Genomic DNA, 19,084 nt, shown 5'->3' with positions numbered 1-19,084 from the left:
GCCGCATGGCATCTGCGCATGCAAAGACGACACGTGCCGGCGGCACCGTGCGGACACTCGTGATGGGGCTCTGGCTCCCCGCGATCTTCCTGGCCGGACTGCTCTACTCCTTCCTGCCGGCCTTCCATCACCCGACGCCGCACCACATCAAGGTCGCGGTCGCCGCTTCGCCGGCCATGACAGCGCAGCTGCAGCAGCAACTCGACACCGCGATCCCGGACGGATTCACCCTCCAGTCGGTCGACTCCGCGGCCGAGGCACGTTCTGCCGTCCTGAACAACGACGCGGTGGCGGCATTCGCGCCGACTCCGCACCATCCGCAGCTGTACGCCGCCAAGGCGGACGGCGCCCCCATGGAGTCGATCATTCGCCAGGTCTTCACCTCTGCGGCCCAGAAGACCGGTGCCACCCTCGACTTCCAGGAACTGGTCCCGACCAGGCCGGGAGACACCCTGGGCACCAGCCCGTTCTACCTGCTGATGGCCTGCACTCTCCCCGCCTACTTCCTGGTGGCCGCCATGCAGCGCGCGGTGGGCTTCAACCGTCGAAAACATGTGGCCACGATCGTTGGAGGCGGCGCCGTCGCCGCCCTCGCCTGCTATTTCACGGCCGCCTATGGGATGGATGCGATCCCGCAGCACCCGCTTGCCCTGCTGTACCTGTTCCTGCTGACGCAGTCCGTGTCACTGACCACCTACGGTCTCGTGGCCTTTCTCGGCCCGCTCTTCCCAGGGGCCGCCGTCACGCTGTTCATCATGCTCAGCGTGCCCTCCAGCGGCCTCACCGTCTCCGTCGACCTGCTCCCGGGCTTTTTCCGCTTCCTCCACCCCGTCCTGCCGATGGGCAATGCCGCCGATGCCCTGCGCAACGTCAATTACTTCGACGACCAGCAACTGGGCCGGCCTACGGCGGTACTCTGCGCCTGGATCGCGTTCGGCGCCGCTCTCATCGTGCTCGGGTACGTCAAGCAACTACGCCAGCTCGTACGCGAGGCACAGGCAGGCATAACGGAATACGTCCCCATGCCCCCTGCGGAAGATCCCACCGCGGAGCTCCCCGAGCCGGTCGCCCTCCCGCCGCGTCGGCAGCATTTCGGCGAGCAACCGCCGATGCTGACCGGGAGAGTCAGCGGCCCTGCCGGAGAACCACTACCGGGCATCACGATCACGGTCACCGACTCGCACGGCCGCCAACTCCTCCATACCCGTACGGACCAGAACGGCGAGTACGCAGCCACCGGCTTCCACGAAGGTTTCGCCGTCGTTGTCGCCGGCGCCCCCGGCCGGCAGCCGACCGCCACACGCCTGCTACTCGACACAGCCGCACCCGTGAACCAGGACTTCATCCTGACGCCTCTCCGACGGGACGTTGCGGGACAGACGAGCAGCCACTGAGCGACCACGATCGCCCATGACCACAGAGGGACGTTCCGGGCGGCCGGGCGGCCGGGCACGGCGCGTTCGTGCTTGGCGTAATCCTTCGACGGCACTTGGCGGAGAGTGACGTGCCGCCGGAGGAGGGAGATCGCGCCCGCTCCCCCGGGGCCGGCCGGAGAGAGCCGGGTGACTCGTGGTGACTCGGAGACGAAGATTCGACCGGTCCCGAGGCCGCCCCTCGCGGCTCGGGACCGGTCGATCCATGTCGCCGCGGCCGGTGCGGATCACCGGGCGGCGTCCGGGCTGTACCCCATTGTCAGGCCCGTCCTGGTTGGTCCTCGTCATGATCGCGGCGCGCGCGGCCGTCCTGGATAACGCCGATCGCGGCGGGTGTGCGGTCGATCGGCGGCGGCCCGGCCGGTACCCGGCGGATCGCCGGGAGCCGGCGGATCGCCGGGAGCCGGCGGATCGCCGGGAGCCGGCCGCCTTGGCCCCTGTACCTCGGGCGATCTCAGTCATCGACGGCGATCAGTCACAAGCGCCGGGAGCGACCGATTCTTCGGACGCGCACCGATCGGAGATGAACCGGGTGTATCGACGGCGGGAATTCGATTACCACGGTCATCGCGTGCGCTCCGGTGGGAATGAAGGGCGGTACGGCCTCCTGCAGCGTGGTCAGCGCCGTCTGCCACGCGGTCGATCTGGTCTTCTGCGTACTGTCGGACGTGAGGATCTCCGTGCGGAAGGGTCGCTACTCGCCGGTGGGGATGCGGCCCGGCCAGTCGCTGTAGCGGATCTTGCCGAGAATCGCGTCATCGCCCGGCACCAAAGACCGTTCGCTCAGCTCGGTGCCGAAGTAGCGGGCGTGCGGGTCGGTGACCACCTCACGCGGATCGTTCCAGGCGGCCAAGGTGTCCCGGAAGAACACATCCATCCGGAACCGCTCCGGGCCACCGGTCTCCACTCTGCCGTTCAGCGGTGTCCCCACCGCGACCTCACCGACCACCCGGGCCACATCATCACTCGCCATGGGCTGGAAGGACACCGGAGCCATCCGGACCGTACCGCCATCGGTGCTGCCGTCGGCGATGCCGCGGACGAACTCGAAGAACTGCGTCGCGTGCACGATCGAGAACGGGATCGACGAACCCTCGATCAGCGTCTCCTGCGCGACCTTGGCCCGCAGATAGCCGCTCTCAGGCAACCGCTCGGTCCCCACCACCGACAACGCCACGTGATGCCCGACACCGGCGGCCGCCTCAGCCGTCAGCAGGTTACGGGTGGAGGTCACGAAGAACTCCAGCACCGGGGCGTCCTCGAACGACGGGGAGTTCGACACGTCGACCACCACCGACGCACCGGCCAGGACCTCGGCCAGCCCCTCACCGGTGAGAGTGTTCACACCGGTGCTCGGCGCCGCCGCCACCGCCTCATGACCGCGCTCGCGCAGACTCCTCACGACCTTGGACCCGATGAGACCGGTGCCACCGACGACCACGAACTTCATGCCATGCCCTTCTATACGCCGGGGGTCGTTCTGCCGCCCGGTCACCAGCTAGGACAAGACAACCCCACCACCTGTGACAGCCCCGACGAAAATCACTCGTCACACACCTCCAGCCCACTCGAGCTGCTCCTGGCCATCGTGCAGCCGGCCGGTGTACTGGTCCTCGCCGCCGGCGTACCCGCCGCGGCCGACAACTCCGACTACCGGCCCCCGCCGCGGCCTGCCTCAAATCAGACCCGGCGCCGTGACCTCGGTAAGCTGGGGAAACAGCAACAGACGGCATCAGACAGGCACGCATGCGCGCAGAACACCCGGAAAAAGACAGCAGCCTCGACCAGGCCACCTCTACCTTCCTGGAACTACGCCCACGCCTGTTCGGCATCGCCTACCGCATGCTCGGAAGCGTGGCGGAGGCCGAGGACATCCTCCAAGAGGTCTGGCTACGCTGGCAGAAAACCGACCGCACCGTCGTGATCGCCCCCGCGGCATTCCTCGCCCAGACCACCACCCGCCTGGCCATCAACGTCGCCCAGTCCGCCAAAGCACGACGCGAGACCTACATCGGGCCCTGGCTACCCGAACCCCTCGACACCAGCGCCGACCCGGCAGCAGGAGCCGAACGCGCAGAGGCAGTCGAACTCGCCGTCCTGCTCCTACTGGAAAAACTCAACCCCACCGAACGCGCGGCCTACATCCTCCGTGAAGCCTTCGACTACCCCTACGCCCAGATCGCAGACATCCTCCAACTCAGCACCGTCAACACCCGCCAAATCGTCAGCCGCGCCCGCAAACACCTGTCCACCCGACGACGCGAACCCGTCGACACCGCCGAGCACCGACGACTCCTCGAAGTGTTCCTCGCCGCCGCCCGCGCAGGCGACGTCACCGCCCTCGAAGACCTCTTCGCCGCAGACGTCATCAGCTACACCGACGGCAACGGCATCAAGGGAGCCGCAAGGATCCCCGTGGTCGGCCCCACCCGCGTGGCCAAGTTCATCGCCGCCTTCGGACCACGCTTCTGGCCAGGCACAGACGTGCAATGGGTGGAGACGAACACACGCCCCGGCATCCTGATCTCCCGCAACGGCACCCACATCGCACTACTGACCATCGAAGCCCTGCCAGAAGGCATCCACACGCTCCAGTGGATAATGAACCCAGCGAAACTCGAAGCATTCGCACGCTCGCGTGGACGCACAAGTACCCGCGATGTCGCATCAGAGGGACCTACGCCCCCGCCGTAAGCGACGGACGGCCGCGTCGATCCGGGCTGCCCGGCCCGGATGGACCGTGTTCTCGTCCCAGTCGGGAAAGGTTGAGCAGGCGCTGGATACCGTCCGGGCGGAGCCGGCCGACCTGCCACCAACGAGCATCAACCCACCCCGTCACGCCACATGCGATTGCAGTACTAACCCCGTACTAGCCATCGACGAACGTGACCGTCTCGTCGAGCGGCGCCCGGCCCGTACGGGCGTAATCCACCGTGACGTCCTCGAACCCGATCGACATGCCACAGAAGAGGATGAGCCCGTCCGGGGGTGACAGGACCTCCGCGACGGTCCTGCGATACACCGACCACGCCATCTGTGGGCAACTGTGCAGCCCTTCGGCGCGGAGCAGCAACATGACGGTCTGCAGATACATGCCGACGTCGGACCATTGGGGCGGGCCCATGTCGCGGTCGATGTAGCAGAACAGGGCGGCGGGCGCGCCGAAACAGTCCCAGTTCGCGGAAGCGGCCCGCTGGCGTGCCTCCCAGTCCTCGCGCGAAATACCGAGTGCGCTGTAGCGCTCCTTGCCGAAGGCGGATCGGCGCTCGCAGTACGGGGACTTCAGCGCGGGCGGGTACATCTCGTACTCCCGCTCGTCCCAGGGATCACTTGCGGCCAGGCGCTCGCCGGCCCGCTTCTTGAGCTCGGCCAGCGGCCCACCGGTCAGCACGTAGGCGTGCCACGGCTGGAGATTCGATCCGGACGGCGCCCAAGCCGCGGCGGACAGCACGCGCTCAAGCACCTCCCTCGGGACATACCGGTCGGTGAATCCGCGCACCGCCCGTCGGGTCGTGACCGCCTCATAGACGTCCAAGATCGCTTACCTCCCTATCTGCTCAATGTGTCCACCCAATTGACAGTCGGGGACCGAAATATGTGACAGGGGTGCTTCCCCCTCCATCCACCTCGGCCTGGCGCGCCCAGGTACGCGACGCCTCGCGATCGACCCCGAGCCGCTCGGCGACCCGGGCGATCGTCCCGGTCTTCTCACCCGTCTGTTCACGCAGTTCGAACACCGTCCGGACGGCACGTTCGCGCAGCTCAGCGGAGTACTTCCTCGAGGGTGCCATAGCCCCTCGACTCTCCAGGTATCAGGGCCTCCAACCAGCCCGGGGCGGCTCACGGCCGAGACCAGCGGCTGAGAAGGCTTGGTCGGATTGGACACGTCCGGCTGTCCCGGCCGGAAGGTCCACGAACACCTCGGAAGAAAGCCTGCGAAGGTTGACCGCTGGTTCGTCTGCGAGTGGATGGCCGTCGCGTTCTTGCTGTCCGCGCCCCTGCGCTGGACTCGTGGCGTCCTTGCTGTTGCTGCTCACGATCGGTCACGGGCTGGCCGGTCTGATTATCTCGGTGCTCCTCTGGGGAGACCGTCCCCAACAGGGCTGATGCGTTCTCGGCTGGTGAGACTGTTGAGATCTGATGTCTGATGGGGCGGTCGCCCGGTGGCGCCGTACGGACGGGCGCATGGTCATGAGCTTCGGTGATGACCCCCGAATGAATCACCCATTTGGGAGGCACATCCATGTATTGGGCGCCGACGGCACGTCACTGCGTTTACCGCCGTCCGCTGAGACGATAATTTTCTCGTCTGAGTAGAACACCGTGGAAACACGCGGGTTCCCCCACGGCGTTGGTGGCCGACCACCGTGACCCGATGCCCAAAGACCCACCCGAGCCCGAGCCGCCCAGCCGGGTGCAGGGCATATCGGTGGACGGCGCCAATCAGCCTGGCCCGCCCCGCACTACCGCAGCCACCCCGCCGACGCACTCCGGCTATGCCGTCTCACTCCATGAGAACGCATCAGCCCTGCCGTCCCCGATGATGCGTTGGCCGCCAGGTGGCGACCCCACTCAAGGCTGCCGGAAACCCAGGTTAATCCGTTGTTTTCCGCGCGAATGCTACGGGGATCCCGAGTTGACCCACCGCCGGTCTCACGGCCACGCAGCAGGGCCGGATACGAGATGCCGTCCTCTCGGCGGCGGATGGTTCAGCCAGGTGATCCACGGAGCCCCTCAACGAGCTGGGCAAGGTTTGCCAGCGCCATACGCGTGCCCGTCTCGTTGTCGACGGCGGGCACACCGTCGGGAATCCCTTCATGCACGACGAGGACATCAGTGCCGCCGTCTGCATCAGTGAGCGTGGTCGTCATCGTCATCGTGCCGCGAAGCGCGGGGTCTGCGGTCTCAAACTCGAAAACCTCGACCACCTGCTCGTTCGGCACGAGCTTCAGGAAGTGACCTTGGTAGGTGTCGGTATGTGGCGTCGACTTGCCAGCGTCACCCGGCGCGTCATAGGTGAGCGAAATGCGGAACGCTCCACCTTCGCGGGCATCAAATTCGTGCACGTGACTGCTCATGCCCGCCGGCACCCGCCACTTCACGATGGCGTCCGCGTCCAGAAGCGCCTGATAGACGGCTGGCCGCGAAGCCCTGACGTGCTGCGAGACCTGCGTCGAATACATGGGAGTGAGCATATCGCCTCGGCAATTTAAGCTTTGGTGAACGCGCTGGTTCCGCAAGAGGACGCGGTTGCTCAACATCGGCGATTGCGGCGCGCGCTGCGGCGAACAGTATGTATGGAGTCGGCTGACGTCATCGCGGCAGAAAAGTGTGTATGAGAATGCCGCGATGTATGGCGGCGATGGCGTGGAGGAGTGGCCGTCAAGAAACTGCAGGTGGCGGTTGGGGCAGCGGGTGGGCGCCTTCGGGGCGCAGGCCATCGAAGATGATGGCGAGGTATCGCTGCCACAGGTCTGGCGAGGCCTCTGACACGTAACTGGTGACGTAGTTCGGCGCGCACATCAGCAGGATGATGTCTGTACCGGTGACGTCGGCTCGCACGGCGCCGTGCTCGCGAGCCCGGTCGAGCAGCGTGTGTATGGTCCGGAACATCTTCGTGCGGGCCTGAGTCACCTCGGCGTTGAGTTCGCCGGCCTCTTGCAGGAACGACAGGTCGCGTTGTTGTCGCTGTCGCGCGGCGGCGGTCAGGAACTCCAGCAGCGCGGTACCCGGATCCGCCGCTTCGAGCAGTTGTTCGCCGACGGCGTTGAGCGCGTTGATCCGGTCGAGGACGATCGCGGCGATCAGGTCGTCCTTGGTAGCGAAGTGGCGGAACACGGTGCCCTTTCCGACACCGGCCCGGCGGGCGATGTCGGCGACTGAGGCGTCCAGACCTCGCTCGGCGAACTCGTCTGCGGCCGCCGCAAGCAGCAGCGCACGGTTACGTGCCGCATCGGCGCGCAGTGGACGGGTCGAGGGCACGTCCGCAGCTTAGCAAGTTGACCGCGCGGTCCGTTTATTGCTAACTTCCCTCGCCATAACATGACCGCACGGTCCGCTTCTGGAGGGATACATGAAGGCTGTAATCGCGACCGGCTATGGACCACCCGAGCATTACGAGATGGCGGACGTGCCAGTGCCGCGACCTGGACCGGGGCAGATCCAGGTCCGGGTCGCCGCCGCTGACCCGGCGTGGAGCGCCTACTGGCGCATCGATCCGCGCCCCGACGGTCGCCCCGCGCCCGACGGTCCCGTCATCGACGCCCTCGAGGACAAGTTCGAACTCGTCGCCTCCGGGGAGGCCGTGGCCATCTCCGCCGGCCACAACCTCAGGGCCCTGCGCCCCGACCTCACCTCGATTCCGTTGGACGGTGTCGATCCGGCTCACGTCGTGCTGGCCACCCGCGCCAACGACCGCAGTCGCCTGGTCGCCGCGTTCCGCAAGTACGCCCAGGCCCACCTCACCGGCCCCGAACCCGTCCCGGCCGAGCCCGCCGATTCGTGACCGCGTGACCGGCCGCAGCCCGTCAGCGTGCTCGCTCGGTGGAAATCCCACGGCCGAGCCGGGCAGCGGCTGCCGTGGCGGGCCCGTCAGGCGAGCGGCCGGGTCAGCGCGGTGGCCAGACTGGTCCGATCGGTGATCTGGAGTTTCCGGTACACGTGGGTGAGGTGCGTTTCGACCGTCTTGGCGGTGACGAACAGCGCTTGGGCGATCTGGCGGTTCGTGTGCCCGGCGGCCGCCAGATCGGCGACCCGGCGTTCGGCCGGCGTGAGGGCCGCCTGGCCGGTGATCGCGGCGCGGCGCGGCCGGGCCCCGCAGCCGAGGAGTTCTTCGAGGGCGCGGTCGGCGAGGGGACCGGCGCCGATCTGATCCGCCAGGGCCAGCCCCCGGCGAAGCGAGTTCCGGGCCTCGTTCAGATGGCCGGCATGGCGCAGGGCGCCGCCGAGCGAGATGAGCGCGCGTGCGTGTTCGGTCACCGCCGGGGATCCGGCGAGCGTCTCGGCGGCCCGCCGCAGCAGTGGTATCGCGGACGACGCGGGTGCCACCAGGCCCGCGGCGTGCAGGGCCACACCCAGCGGCCGGGTGAGACCGAGGGTCTCGGCGCGGCCGATCTCTTCGGCGGCCAGGCGCCTGGCGTGTTCGTACCGCCCCGCGGTGTGCGCGGCCACCGCCGCCAGGGAGCGCCAGGCCAGGAGCCCGGGGTGGTCGACGTCGAACCTTTCCGCGAGCGAGCTGCCGGCGCGCAGCGCCGCCGAGGTCGCGGCGTCCGCATGCCCGTCCGCCAGCAGCAGCCGGGCCGAGGCGCCGAGCGCGAGCGCGCCCTCCATGCTGTCCTCGGGGGCTCGCCGCGCGAGCCGGAGCCCCGCTCGCGCGGCCTTCAGGTCACCCGTCTCCAGACCCAGGTGCGCGAGCAGCGTGCCGACCCAGCCCGCGGCCCCGTGGCCGCCGGTCGTTTCGACGGTGCGCAGCTGTTCCAGGTCGGCCCGCGCGTCCGCCAGCGCGCCGCGCGCGTACCGGCAGAGGGCACGATGGAAGCTGGCGTTCGCGTACGCGATGACGGACCCCTGCCGGCGCGCCGCCGCGAGTGCCTCATCGGCGATCTTCTCCGCCGTCGGGACCTCGTCGACGATGAGCAGCGCGTGGACGAGCAGACCGGCGAGTGAGCCGTTGCTCTCGGCGACGACGGCGACGGCGTGCTCGACGACCTCCCGCGCGGCAGCGCCGCTCAGGGCGAGGTGCAGGGCCAGGTGCGTGCGAAGCCCGGCGTGGTCGGGCGGACGGCCGGCCCTCGCCTGCGCGAGGAGCGGTCCCAGCCGGGCCCTGACCTCCGGCGAGCGCCCCGGCTGGAACGCCGTCGCGGTGAGATGCCGGGCCAGGACGTCCTGCCATGCCCAGCCGCCCTCCTCCAGCAGGTCGAGCGCCTTGGCGCTGTGGGCGCCGGCCTCCTCGTGTTCGCCCTGCGCGATGAGGATCTGCGCGAGAACGTCGTGTGCCCGGGAGCGTGTGGCGGGAGACGACGCGCTGTCGAGCGCCGCCCGGCCGTTGCGCGCGGCGTCGGGATCACCACTGCGGAGCTGGACGAGAGCGAGTTCGGTCCGAAGCCCGGCCTGCCGCGGGCGGTCCGGCGGCTCGGCGATGGCACGCCGGAGCATCCTGGCCGCGGCGGCCGGGTCACCGCGGGCGGACGCCCGCGCGGCTGCGGCCTCGAGCGTGGCCACTGTTCGCTGGTCGCCGATCGGCTCGGTGTGCAGCAGGTGCCCGGCGACGGCGTCCGCCGGTTCGCCATCGGCCGCCAGCAGGTCGGCGGCCTGCCGATGCGCCCGTGCCCGGGCGAAGCGCGGCAGGTCGGAGTAGACCGCGCCGGCGATGAGCGGGTGGACGAAGGAGAGCGGCGCTCCCGGGCGCAGGAAGTGCGCCCCGGCCAGCGCGTCGGCGGCCCGTTCGGCCGTCTCCAGGTCGATGCCGGCCAGGGCCGCCGCGCGTGTCAGGGGCACGTCGTCGCGGAGGACCGCGACCGCGCGGGCGAGCCGTCGTGCCTCATCGGGCAGCCGGCTCAGCCGGGCGAGCACGGACCGCAGCACCGCGTGAGGAACGATCCCGGCGATCGCGTCGGCCGACGCCCGCGTCGGGGCCACGCCGTCCGCCTCCAGCGACTGTAGTAACTCGACCAGCAGGAACGGGTTTCCGCCGGTCGCTCGCGCGCAGGCGCGCGAGAAGTTCGGATGCGCGCCCGGGAAACGATGTTCGACGAACAGCCCGACCGCCCGGTCGCTGAGCGCCCCGGGAGTGACGGCGACGCCGTTCGGATGCGCGGCGAGCCGGTCGAGCCAGGACCGGCCGGTGGTACGGGCGGTCGCCACGATGGCGACCGGCAGTTCGTCCACATGGTCGGCGAGGTGGCACAGGAACCGCAGCGTCCCGGCGTCGGACCAGTGGGCGTCGTCCACGGTGAGCAGCAGGGGGCCGGGCGGACCGTGCTCGTCGTCCGGCTGGCACAGCGTCGCCGTCAGCCAGTACAGGCCGAGCACGATCTGGTCAGGGGTGTGCGCCGTGCCCTCGGCCATGACCGGTCGCAGCACGTCGAGCAGTGCGCCGGGCAGCCCCGCGAGCAGGCGCCGCCGCGCGTCGGGCGGCATGGCTCGAACGGCGGGCCCGAACATGCCCGCCGCGACGCCGAAACCGACGTCTCGTTCGAGTTCGCGGCCCCGGCCGTGCAGATCGCGCAGGCCGGATCGCCGGCCGTACGCGCGTACGGCGCGCAGTAACGCGGTCTTGCCCGTGCCGGGCGGCCCGGTGATGACCGCCACGCCGCCGACGCCCCGCAGCGCACTTCGAATGACGCCGTACAGGACCCCCAGCTCGTCCTCGCGTTCCACGAGGGCACCGTCACCGGACGGCGCAGGGTCCGATTTGGGGGGCATCGTCCACGAGCATAGCGAAATTTCAGGGGGGCCCTCTGAGGCGTTTTCCGGCGCTGATGGCGAATATGAGCGGGTTCATCGCATGAGGGCGCACACATCGCGCCATGCGGCACACAGGGGATACGGGGAGGGCCGATGAGATCGATCGGCAAGGACATCGAAGCCGTCACGGACGCCGGGCATGAGCTGCCCACGACGGCGCGGGCCGTTCTGGAGCGAGGTCTGGGCGCGGACCTGTCCGCCGTGCGCGTCCACACGGGACCGGCCGTGGACCGCCTGGCGCGGAGACTGGGGGCCGACGCCTTCGCGTGCGGCTCCCACCTGTACTTCCGCTCCGGGGCGTACCGGCCCGGCACGCGCGCGGGCCTCCATCTGCTGGCCCATGAGGCGGCGCACGTGGTGCAGCAGGCCGCCGGGGCGGCGGGTCCCGCGGTGCTGGACGGCCCGGCCGTCGGTGCCGCGGCGGACCCCCGCGAGGCCGAGGCCGACCGCTGGGCCGATCGGGTGCTGGCCGGATCGCCCGCCCGCCGGCCGGAGGCCGTACGGGTGCGCCCCGGCCTGTCCGGCCTGGTCCAGCGGCACCTGTCGTTCGAGCACCGGTTCCTCGGGGACATGGACACCTCGGACGTGCGGGCGGTGTGGGGGACCGAGGCCGAGCGCAAGAAGGTTCTGGGCACCCAGCTCAAACTCCTCGAGCTGTGGCAGCACCAGCCGAACGTGAAACCTGACAAGCTCCAGGAGGTCTTCCCCGGGGTCAGGGCCGTTCAGCTGGGACCGGACAAGCAGTGGGTGACGTACGGGGAGCTCAACGCGTTGCCCGACTACCTGTCCGACGCGGCCGCCCTGGACTCGGTCGATCCGAAGATTCTGACCAGGATCCTGCAGAGCATCCGGCAGGAGGGCTACAACAGGCTCAGCGAGGTTCTGGGCGGCAAGAACCCGCACCAGGCCTTCGACGATGCGGTCACCAAGTCGCTCCCGGTCGAACTGCTGGAGAGCCTGCTGGAGTCGCTCGGGCTCGACGAGCTGACGAGCGGGCTCGGCGTCCAGGGAACCGCGCACTACAGCGGGCTGCTGGCCCGCAACGCCTGCCATTTCGCGCCGTACACCTGGTACCGGTGGCAGACGTCGCACATCATCGCGCGCGACTACGCGCGCCGCTCCTTCGAGGAGAAGAACGCCGAACTCGAGCGCATGGCGTGGGTCTACCACGGCTACGCCGACCATTTCCTCCAGGACTCGTTCGCGGCGGGGCATCTGATCAACAAGACGCTGGTCATGCAGTGGTTCCTGGAGTTCGCGGCTCTGCCCGGCAACGAGGATTACCAGCCGGTGGACTGGGACGTCGTTCAGAACATGACGCAGGCGATACAGCCGGGCCTGGTCGACCCTGGCCTGTACGACGACCCCTGGTCCGGCGGCAGGTTCTGCAACGACCCCCAGACCGTCCAGGAGATCGGCTCGATCCCCGGCCGCATCGCCGGCAGCGGCGTGGTCGCGTACGGGAAGGCATCGACCGCGGACGCCTACCAGAACTACCTGACGTTCCTGGCCGGCGCCATCTCGCAGATGGCCTCGGCCACCGTGCACGACCATTTCAACGGCGCGTCGCTGTGGGCGTCCTCGAAGGAGAGCCCCGGCCCGTACCAGATCTGGGGCGACAACACCCTGCTGAGCAAGCCGACCGGCGCGAACGGCGCGACGGAGACCAGCACGGCCGCGCAACTGTCACGGCAGGCGTTGATCGAGATCGTCACGACCGGGAAGACGTCGATCACGGTCGAGCAGATCTTCCGGCATTTCCCGACACGTGTGGGGGACGACCCGGACACCGTGACGGACCTGGCCACCTGGGCGTACGGCCAGAAGAAGCTCTGCCAGGACCTCTTTCCCACCATCAAGACCGATATCACGGCGATCCGGTATTCCAGCCCCCGGCTGGGCATCGTCTCCCAGGACCAGGTCTTCGCGAACGTCTGGTACCGGCGGGCCGGTGAGGGCGACGACTACCCGGCCGTACACCCCCTCTTCCACGACGGCGTCCTGTACGCCGGAGCGAACGGCCGGCTGTACGCGCTGGACGCCGAAGGCAGAGCGCCCGTGCGTCCCCCGCTGCAGCTCGACCCGGACGGCGGCGACGTCGAGTTGGCGACCGACGGCACGTCGCTGTTCGTCGGCGTGAACGGCTGCGTGTACGTCGTGTCGCCGGCGGGCGACTGGGCGAGCCCGCGGCGGATACCGCTGGAGGGGGCCGGTTCCCACCCGGTCACCCTGCTGTACGACAACGGCCGTCTGTTCGCGGGGTCGAACGGCTGGGTCTACCAGATCGCCCCGGAGACCGGGACCGTCGTCCACGCGTTGCGGCTCTCCTGGGTCGGAATCGAGACCCGGCTCGCCACCGACGGCGCCCACCTGTTCGTCGGGCTGTACGGCTACGTGTACTCGGTGGCCATCGACGGCACATGGGACGGGGCCACGTGGTACACCGGCGTGGAGGATTGGCACAGCGTCGACGTGCTCTTCGCGGGAGGCCGGTTGTTCGCCGGTTCCAACGGATACGCCTACGAGATGGACCTGGCCGGCCGAGGCCGGAAACAGGAGATGCTCCTTCCCGACAAGTTCGGCGCCGGCGACTACGAGACCCGGCTGGCGACCGACGGCACGCGCCTCTTCGCGGGCGTGCACGGTTACGTCTACGGGTGGCCCATCGACGGCACCTGGACGAAGAAGAACTACTGGTACACCGCGATGATGGGGCTCGCCTACGACCCCGTCGACGTGCTCGTGGACGACGGCAGGCTGTTCGCCGGGTCCAACGGATACGTCTGTCAGCTGGACCCGGTCGCCGGAGGCAGGACGCACAGCCTGCTGCTGACCCTCGTCACGGGGATCGGCGGCGACTACCAGACCCGGCTGGCGACCGACGGCACCTATCTGTACAGCGGTGTGCACGGGTACGCCTACAAGATCATCGTCAACGACTCATGGCCGGGCGGCGGCACGGTGCACCGCGACGTCCTCACCCTGGGCGGCTGGCAGGGAGAGTGGATACGGCCCGTGAAGGCCCCTGCGGACGTACGAACGATGGAGATGGTGGTCGGCCCGCAGGGCAACCTCGAGACGTTCGCCTGCACGACCGACGGCACGCTCTACCACACCTGCAAGGCGAAGGAGGGGTGGTGGCAGGAGGAGTGGACGGCGAACTTCACCGGAGCCCCTCCGCTGGTGGCGGTCAAGGCGATCATCAGTCCCTGGAACACGCTGGAGGTATTCGGCGTCGGCGTCGACGGGGTGCTGCACCACACCTGCCTCACGACCGACGGCTGGCAGGGGAACTGGACGCGGTTCGCCGGCGCACCGGCGGGCGTGCAGTCGGTCTACCTGGCGACCGGGCCGTCCAGCGACATCGACCTGCTGGCCATCGACGCGAGCGGCGTGCTCCACCACACCGCGGGGTCGGCGTCGGGCTGGTCCGGCGACTGGACGATCAACTTCGACAACGCGCCCCCGCTGCGGTCGGTGACCGGAGCCTACGGGCCCCAGCTCAACCTCGAGGTGTTCGGCATCGGCACCGACGGCACGCTCCACCACACCTGCAAGGCGAAGGAGGGGTGGTGGCAGGACTTCTGGACGCCCGGCTTCTGTAACGCGCCCGCGCTCCGCTCCGTCGCGGCGCGGCGCAGGCCGGGCGGGAACCTCGAAGTCTTCGGCGTCGGCACGGACGGCGTCCTCCACCTCACCGAACTGTCGCTGAACGGCTGGCAGGATCACTGGATCCCGAGTCCGTGGAACGCCCCGCTCATGAAGTCGGTCGCGCTGCGCCCCGGACCGCAGGGCAACCTCGAGGTCTTCGGCGTCAGCGCGGACGGCGTCCTCCAGCACACGGCCCAGTTCCCAGATGGCTGGTACGGCAGCTGGATCGCCGACTTCGACAAGGCACCGGCCCCGATCCGTTCGGTCGCCCTCACCCAGGACAACGCATACGACCTCAACGTGTTCGTGATCAAGGATTCCTGACCTCCCTCACGGCCGGCGGCCTCCTTCCCTGTTCGAAGCTCCCGGGGTCGCCGGCCGGTCAGTTGATCAGCGCGGGACGGCCACCACAACCGCGGCCTGACGCCGCAGCTTGAACGTCATTAAGAGTCGAGTGCCCTGCGGTCAGCGGCGCGCGGGAGTCTTGCGGCGGGCGAGTTCCGACTGGTAGCGGCGGCCGATCTGGCCGGCGTTCTCGTGCAGGTAACCGGTCAGCAGCGTGGGGCAGGTGGCCTCGCCATCGACCATGACGAGTTCTGCCATGAGCCCCTCGATCTCGTCCCGCGTGAGCACGACGTCCCGGGTCAGCATCGACAATCCGCGTAGTAGCACGGACACGGCAGCCGCCGGGAGATGCACCGGCCGGAACGGGACTCCGATGGCCTGGGCGATCGTGCCGACCAGGTCCTCGAAACCGAACGACTCGGGGCCGATCGCGTCGGTGACCGTGTTCGTCCGCTCCGCCCCCAGGCGTACGCACAGGTCGGCGAGATCCTGAACCTGCACCGGGCGCAGCCGGTACCGGCCCGTCCCGGGAATGGCGAACATGGGGAACCGCCGCAGCAACCACGCGATGTTGTTGATCAGAATGTCGTCTCCGCCGAAGATCACGCTCGGCCGGACGATGGCGTGGGACATGCCGCTGGCCGTGACGAGATCCTCGACCGCCGCTTTGCCCTGGTAGTAGGTGTAGAAAGAGGCCGAATCCGGATTGGTGATGCTCAGGTGCACGACCCGCTCGACCCCCATTCGGGCAGCGGCCTCGAGCAGGGTCGCGGTATTGGTGACCGCGTCCAGATGGCTGGTGCCCGCCGGCGCGTATCGGGACCAGTAGGTGTTGTAGAACGTCGTGACGCCGTCGAATGCCTCCGCCAATGCCTCCGGGTCGCCGAAGTCGAGAGGGAACACCTCGATGTCGGCGTCCGGCGTCGGGTGGTTCGTCAGTGTGCGGACCGTGTGGCCCGCCGTCTCGAGCCGCTGCCTGAGGTAGGTTCCGGAGTATCCGTACGCACCCGTCACAAGATCCATCTGGCTCATGACCGATCCCTTCCGTGGGCGCTCCACCAGCGGCCACCACTCAAATCATACATACGTATGAATGAGCGCCAAGACCTGACCCGCCGCCGCCTGCTCGAAGCCACCCTTGACGTGCTCCGCAGCCACGGCGCCGCACGAGCGACATCCCGCCAAATCGCCTCGGCGGCGGGAGTGAACCTTCAGGCGATCACGTACCACTTCGGTTCCAAGGACGAGCTCGTGGCTCAGGCGCTGGTCCACGCCGTCCGGACCTGGATCGAGCCGGCCCGCACCGCCCTGACCGGCGTCGCGGACGACCCGCTGGGCCGTCTCTTCGGCACCGTACTCGCCCTCCAGGAGGCCCTCGACCAGGCACGCGAGCATTTCCCCGCCTATATCGAGGCCCTGGCGACCGCGTCACGCGACGAGACCGTCCGCAACCAGGTCGTCGGCCTGCTGGCCGAACTCCGCGACGCACTCGCGACGAGCATCCGCGAACTGCGTGAGAGCGGCTACATCGCCGCGTGGGTGGATCCGGAGCCGATGGCCTCCCTGATCATCGCGGCCGGTGACGGATTCGTCCTGCACTCCACGCTGGATCCCGCCGCCTACGCTCCCGAGGCCACTCTGAATCAAGTGATCCAGCTGCTGCTCGCCGCGAGACGTTCCGAGGCACCGGACTGAACGACCGCCGAGTCGTGAGGGAAACATGCGACCGGGCGTGGGGCGCTATGGGGTGTCGCTCAGTCGGCCGGTGTCAGGTGACGAACGTCGCGAAGGGTTCCGGCGAACGCCGGCGCCAAGACGAGTAGTCCGGCACCCGACACGGCGGACAGCAGGTCGAGGTGCCCGTTGGTCGTGGAAGCGCGGAGGAGAATGGGACCGGGCGCGGTCACTGCGGCCGCCAGGATCCACAGGCCGAGCCGTAGGTTTCCGGGGCGGGGTGGCACGACCACGGCCTGACCGAGAGCTGCGATAATCCGGCAACTTTGGATCGCTGCGAGCGCCAGCGCGGTCCACCAGCAGGCGAACAGCGCCGGTCGCAGCGGCGTCGGTGCGGCGGCGGACGCGCCGGTGTGAACGCAGACCACCGCGCCCGCGCCGAGCGTGACCGGGACGGCGAATCGGGCCGCAGCGCAGCGAACCACCGCGATCATGGCGATGCGGGTCATGCGGGGACGAGGTGCGACGAGGGCGAGTCCGAGGAGCATCAGGAGGCTGCAGACGCTCATCGGCCAGGATCCGGCGATCCTCGCCGACAGTGGAGCGTGCAACTCCATGACCGCGTGCGTGACGAACCAGCAGACGGCCGAGACCGCGACCGCCATCGTCGCGGCCCGTCGGCAGCGCTGCGCGCGGGACTCGGCGGGCCAGACCACCGGGTGCAGCCACATGTCGGCGATCCCCGCCAGCAGGTTGGGCCAGGCTCTCCACCCGCCGGCCCGTATCTCGTGTTCCAGGGCCGGACCCCACCGGCTCCGGAAGGCGGCCGGGTAGAGCCTGACCAGCATCCGAGCGATGTTCACGCCGGACGCGCCCCGAGGTTGCGCAGGCCCGCGGCGGCGACGCGCTCCATGGCCCGCAGCTCCCGTTCCAGGACGTGACGGCCCTGGGGGGTCAGCCGGACCGGACGCTGGCGGCCGCTCTCGTCGAGTGACTCGATCAGCCCTTTGGTCTCCAGACGGGTCAGGGCCCCATACAGACTGCCGGGCCCCAGCCGCCGCCCGGTCAGCTCCTCGATCGCGGTGTTGATGGCGTAACCGTGCAGCGGCCCTTCGGCCAGTACGCACAGCACCAGCGTCTGAGCGTCGTTCGCTTGCATCAGCACCTCCTCTCGCCGCCCACATTACTACGCAACAAGTACTACGTTGTGTGTACTATCGGCGGCCATGAACGACGAAGCACCTGTGGTCGTGACTGACGTGACCAAGAAGTTCAGATCCGCGAGCGCCGTCCGCTCGGTCTCCTGGTCGCCCCGGCGCGGCGAGGTGACAGCGCTGGTCGGCCTCAACGGCGCCGGCAAATCAACCCTCATGCGCATCATGACCGGCCTGATCAAGCCGACGCAGGGTTCGGTCACGGTGCCGGCCGAGCAGGGGCAGCGCCCGCTGTCCGCGATGATCGAGGCTCCTGCGCTGTTCACCGGGTTGACGGTGCGCCACAACCTGCGGATTCATCGCATCCTCACCGGCGCGGACCCGGACGACGTCGCATCCGTCGCAGCGCTGACCCGGATCGAGCACGTCATGTCACGCCGTATCCGTGCCCTGTCCCAGGGCTACCGGCAGCGAGTTGCCATCGCCGTAGCGCTGTTGGGATCGCCCGCCGCCCTTCTGCTGGACGAGCCGACCAACGCCCTTGATCCCGAGGCCACCGCTCACCTGCGCGTGATGATCCGGCGCATCGCCGACCGCGGCACCGCGTGATCGTGTCGACGCACATGCTCCGGGAGCTCGAAGGGGTCGCCGACACCCTCACCGTGCTGCACGAGGGGCAGGTCCCCCGAACTGCTCCGTTCCGCCGGCCGAGCCACTGGCTGCCTGCTGCTGCTCTGCCTCTGCCTGGCCATCTTCAGCATGTCGAACGCCGGGCCACAGCACGAGCCGCCGTTGTGGGGGTTCCGCCAGGCCGCCATCTTCAACGCGACCCTGTTCATGGGCCGGGCTGCGACCATCACGGCCGGCGACTTCAGCACCGGGACCATCCGCCCGTGGATCATCTCCACCCGGTCGCGAGGCCCGGTGTTCCTGGGAAAGCTCGCCGCCTCGCTCACTGTCGCGGTGGGCAGCGCCATCATCATGGGGCTGGGCGCCTACCTGGTCAGCGGAGCGTTCGGCCGTGTTCCCTCCGTCGGCGCCATGGCGACCGCGACGGCGCAGCTCGCCATGGCCTGCGCGGCCCTCACGGTCTTCGGGCATGCAGTGGGAGTCATGACCCGGTCGGTGCCCGTCGCCCTGACCGTGACCCTCGGCTGGATCCTGCCCGCCGAAGCCGTCCTGCAGGGCCGCTCCGCGCAACTCGACAGGTGGCTGCCGGGCTCTGTCCTGCGCAATCTCACCCTCGGGCACGTCGCCCCGGGCGGCACGACGGCCGAAGCCGTGTTCCATGCCACCCTCCCGCTTGTCCTGCTTGACACGGCCGCGCTGGTCTTCTTCCTGCGCCGGGACATCAACAGCTAA

Annotated in this window: 16 protein-coding genes; 7 read left to right on the top strand and 9 right to left on the bottom strand. The window is 69.1% G+C overall.

What is annotated here, in order from left to right:
- Positions 1-5 precede the first annotated feature (5 nt).
- Positions 6-1,394: a carboxypeptidase regulatory-like domain-containing protein gene (locus tag NE236_RS18165; RefSeq protein WP_252843202.1), complete on the top strand. Its 1,389-nt coding sequence runs from the start codon at positions 6-8 to the stop codon at positions 1,392-1,394.
- A 733-nt stretch (positions 1,395-2,127) separates the two neighbouring features.
- On the opposite strand, the gene NE236_RS18160 is transcribed toward NE236_RS18165, so the two are convergent.
- Positions 2,128-2,883 (bottom strand): SDR family oxidoreductase, encoded by a 756-nt coding sequence (locus NE236_RS18160; protein WP_252843201.1) that lies wholly within the window; start codon positions 2,881-2,883, stop codon positions 2,128-2,130.
- A 296-nt stretch (positions 2,884-3,179) separates the two neighbouring features.
- On the opposite strand from NE236_RS18160, the gene NE236_RS18155 reads away from it, so the two are divergent.
- Positions 3,180-4,127 carry an RNA polymerase sigma-70 factor gene (locus tag NE236_RS18155; protein WP_252843200.1) on the top strand — a complete coding sequence of 316 codons (948 nt, stop codon included), beginning with the start codon at positions 3,180-3,182 and terminating at the stop codon, positions 4,125-4,127.
- 175 nt (positions 4,128-4,302) lie between these two features.
- On the opposite strand, the gene NE236_RS18150 is transcribed toward NE236_RS18155, so the two are convergent.
- From NE236_RS18150 to NE236_RS18140, 4 genes are all read right to left on the bottom strand, one after another.
- Entirely contained in the window at positions 4,303-4,968 is a 666-nt protein-coding gene (locus NE236_RS18150) for a nitroreductase (protein WP_252843199.1), read from the bottom strand.
- 22 nt (positions 4,969-4,990) lie between these two features.
- Positions 4,991-5,224 (bottom strand): transposase, encoded by a 234-nt coding sequence (locus tag NE236_RS45080; protein WP_372494380.1) that lies wholly within the window; start codon positions 5,222-5,224, stop codon positions 4,991-4,993.
- A gap of 918 nt (positions 5,225-6,142) precedes the next feature.
- Entirely contained in the window at positions 6,143-6,616 is a 474-nt protein-coding gene (locus NE236_RS18145; protein WP_252843198.1) for an SRPBCC domain-containing protein, read from the bottom strand.
- Between the two features lie 199 nt (positions 6,617-6,815).
- Entirely contained in the window at positions 6,816-7,415 is a 600-nt protein-coding gene (locus NE236_RS18140; protein WP_252843197.1) for a TetR/AcrR family transcriptional regulator, read from the bottom strand.
- 91 nt (positions 7,416-7,506) lie between these two features.
- On the opposite strand from NE236_RS18140, the gene NE236_RS18135 reads away from it, so the two are divergent.
- Entirely contained in the window at positions 7,507-7,938 is a 432-nt protein-coding gene (locus NE236_RS18135; protein WP_252843196.1) for a hypothetical protein, read from the top strand.
- 86 nt (positions 7,939-8,024) lie between these two features.
- On the opposite strand, the gene NE236_RS18130 is transcribed toward NE236_RS18135, so the two are convergent.
- Positions 8,025-10,856 (bottom strand): helix-turn-helix transcriptional regulator, encoded by a 2,832-nt coding sequence (locus NE236_RS18130; RefSeq protein ID WP_252843195.1) that lies wholly within the window; start codon positions 10,854-10,856, stop codon positions 8,025-8,027.
- 135 nt (positions 10,857-10,991) lie between these two features.
- On the opposite strand from NE236_RS18130, the gene NE236_RS18125 reads away from it, so the two are divergent.
- Positions 10,992-14,873, top strand: a complete 3,882-nt coding sequence (locus NE236_RS18125; protein WP_252843194.1) for an eCIS core domain-containing protein — start codon at positions 10,992-10,994, stop codon at positions 14,871-14,873.
- Positions 14,874-15,014: 141 nt separating this feature from the next.
- On the opposite strand, the gene NE236_RS18120 is transcribed toward NE236_RS18125, so the two are convergent.
- Positions 15,015-15,926 carry an SDR family oxidoreductase gene (locus NE236_RS18120; RefSeq protein ID WP_252843193.1) on the bottom strand — a complete coding sequence of 304 codons (912 nt, stop codon included), beginning with the start codon at positions 15,924-15,926 and terminating at the stop codon, positions 15,015-15,017.
- Between the two features lie 57 nt (positions 15,927-15,983).
- Between NE236_RS18120 and NE236_RS18110 the strand changes: the two genes are divergently transcribed.
- Positions 15,984-16,589, top strand: a complete 606-nt coding sequence (locus tag NE236_RS18110; RefSeq protein WP_289850576.1) for a TetR/AcrR family transcriptional regulator — start codon at positions 15,984-15,986, stop codon at positions 16,587-16,589.
- A 59-nt stretch (positions 16,590-16,648) separates the two neighbouring features.
- Here NE236_RS18110 and NE236_RS18105 read toward each other — a convergent pair whose 3' ends face one another.
- Together NE236_RS18105 and NE236_RS18100 are read right to left on the bottom strand one after the other, a co-directional pair.
- Positions 16,649-17,416, bottom strand: coding sequence for a hypothetical protein (locus NE236_RS18105; RefSeq protein ID WP_252843192.1), 768 nt, complete (start codon positions 17,414-17,416; stop codon positions 16,649-16,651).
- Between the two features lie 11 nt (positions 17,417-17,427).
- The gene (locus NE236_RS18100; RefSeq protein WP_252843191.1) at positions 17,428-17,727 is read right to left on the bottom strand and encodes a PadR family transcriptional regulator; all 300 of its coding nucleotides are present in this window, start codon (positions 17,725-17,727) and stop codon (positions 17,428-17,430) included.
- Between the two features lie 67 nt (positions 17,728-17,794).
- On the opposite strand from NE236_RS18100, the gene NE236_RS18095 reads away from it, so the two are divergent.
- Positions 17,795-18,331 carry an ABC transporter ATP-binding protein gene (locus NE236_RS18095; RefSeq protein WP_289850575.1) on the top strand — a complete coding sequence of 179 codons (537 nt, stop codon included), beginning with the start codon at positions 17,795-17,797 and terminating at the stop codon, positions 18,329-18,331.
- A 150-nt stretch (positions 18,332-18,481) separates the two neighbouring features.
- The gene (locus tag NE236_RS18090; RefSeq protein ID WP_252843189.1) at positions 18,482-19,084 is read left to right on the top strand and encodes a hypothetical protein; all 603 of its coding nucleotides are present in this window, start codon (positions 18,482-18,484) and stop codon (positions 19,082-19,084) included.

Origin of the sequence: Actinoallomurus purpureus (genome assembly GCF_024055795.1) — a bacterium.
Classification (GTDB): domain Bacteria; phylum Actinomycetota; class Actinomycetes; order Streptosporangiales; family Streptosporangiaceae; genus Actinoallomurus; species Actinoallomurus purpureus.
This window is presented reverse-complemented; position numbering and strand designations above follow the sequence as displayed.

Coding starts and splice junctions, on each gene's coding strand:
- NE236_RS18100 (WP_252843191.1), bottom strand. CDS start 17,727: ATGCAAGCGAACGACGCTCAGACGCTGGTGCTGTGCGTACTGGCCGAA.
- NE236_RS18125 (WP_252843194.1), top strand. CDS start 10,992: ATGAGATCGATCGGCAAGGACATCGAAGCCGTCACGGACGCCGGGCAT.
- NE236_RS18130 (WP_252843195.1), bottom strand. CDS start 10,856: ATGCCCCCCAAATCGGACCCTGCGCCGTCCGGTGACGGTGCCCTCGTG.
- NE236_RS18095 (WP_289850575.1), top strand. CDS start 17,795: ATGAACGACGAAGCACCTGTGGTCGTGACTGACGTGACCAAGAAGTTC.
- NE236_RS18165 (WP_252843202.1), top strand. CDS start 6: ATGGCATCTGCGCATGCAAAGACGACACGTGCCGGCGGCACCGTGCGG.
- NE236_RS18105 (WP_252843192.1), bottom strand. CDS start 17,416: ATGCTGGTCAGGCTCTACCCGGCCGCCTTCCGGAGCCGGTGGGGTCCG.
- NE236_RS18110 (WP_289850576.1), top strand. CDS start 15,984: ATGAATGAGCGCCAAGACCTGACCCGCCGCCGCCTGCTCGAAGCCACC.
- NE236_RS18090 (WP_252843189.1), top strand. CDS start 18,482: ATGTCGAACGCCGGGCCACAGCACGAGCCGCCGTTGTGGGGGTTCCGC.
- NE236_RS45080 (WP_372494380.1), bottom strand. CDS start 5,224: ATGGCACCCTCGAGGAAGTACTCCGCTGAGCTGCGCGAACGTGCCGTC.
- NE236_RS18120 (WP_252843193.1), bottom strand. CDS start 15,926: ATGAGCCAGATGGATCTTGTGACGGGTGCGTACGGATACTCCGGAACC.
- NE236_RS18145 (WP_252843198.1), bottom strand. CDS start 6,616: ATGTATTCGACGCAGGTCTCGCAGCACGTCAGGGCTTCGCGGCCAGCC.
- NE236_RS18160 (WP_252843201.1), bottom strand. CDS start 2,883: ATGAAGTTCGTGGTCGTCGGTGGCACCGGTCTCATCGGGTCCAAGGTC.
- NE236_RS18155 (WP_252843200.1), top strand. CDS start 3,180: ATGCGCGCAGAACACCCGGAAAAAGACAGCAGCCTCGACCAGGCCACC.
- NE236_RS18135 (WP_252843196.1), top strand. CDS start 7,507: ATGAAGGCTGTAATCGCGACCGGCTATGGACCACCCGAGCATTACGAG.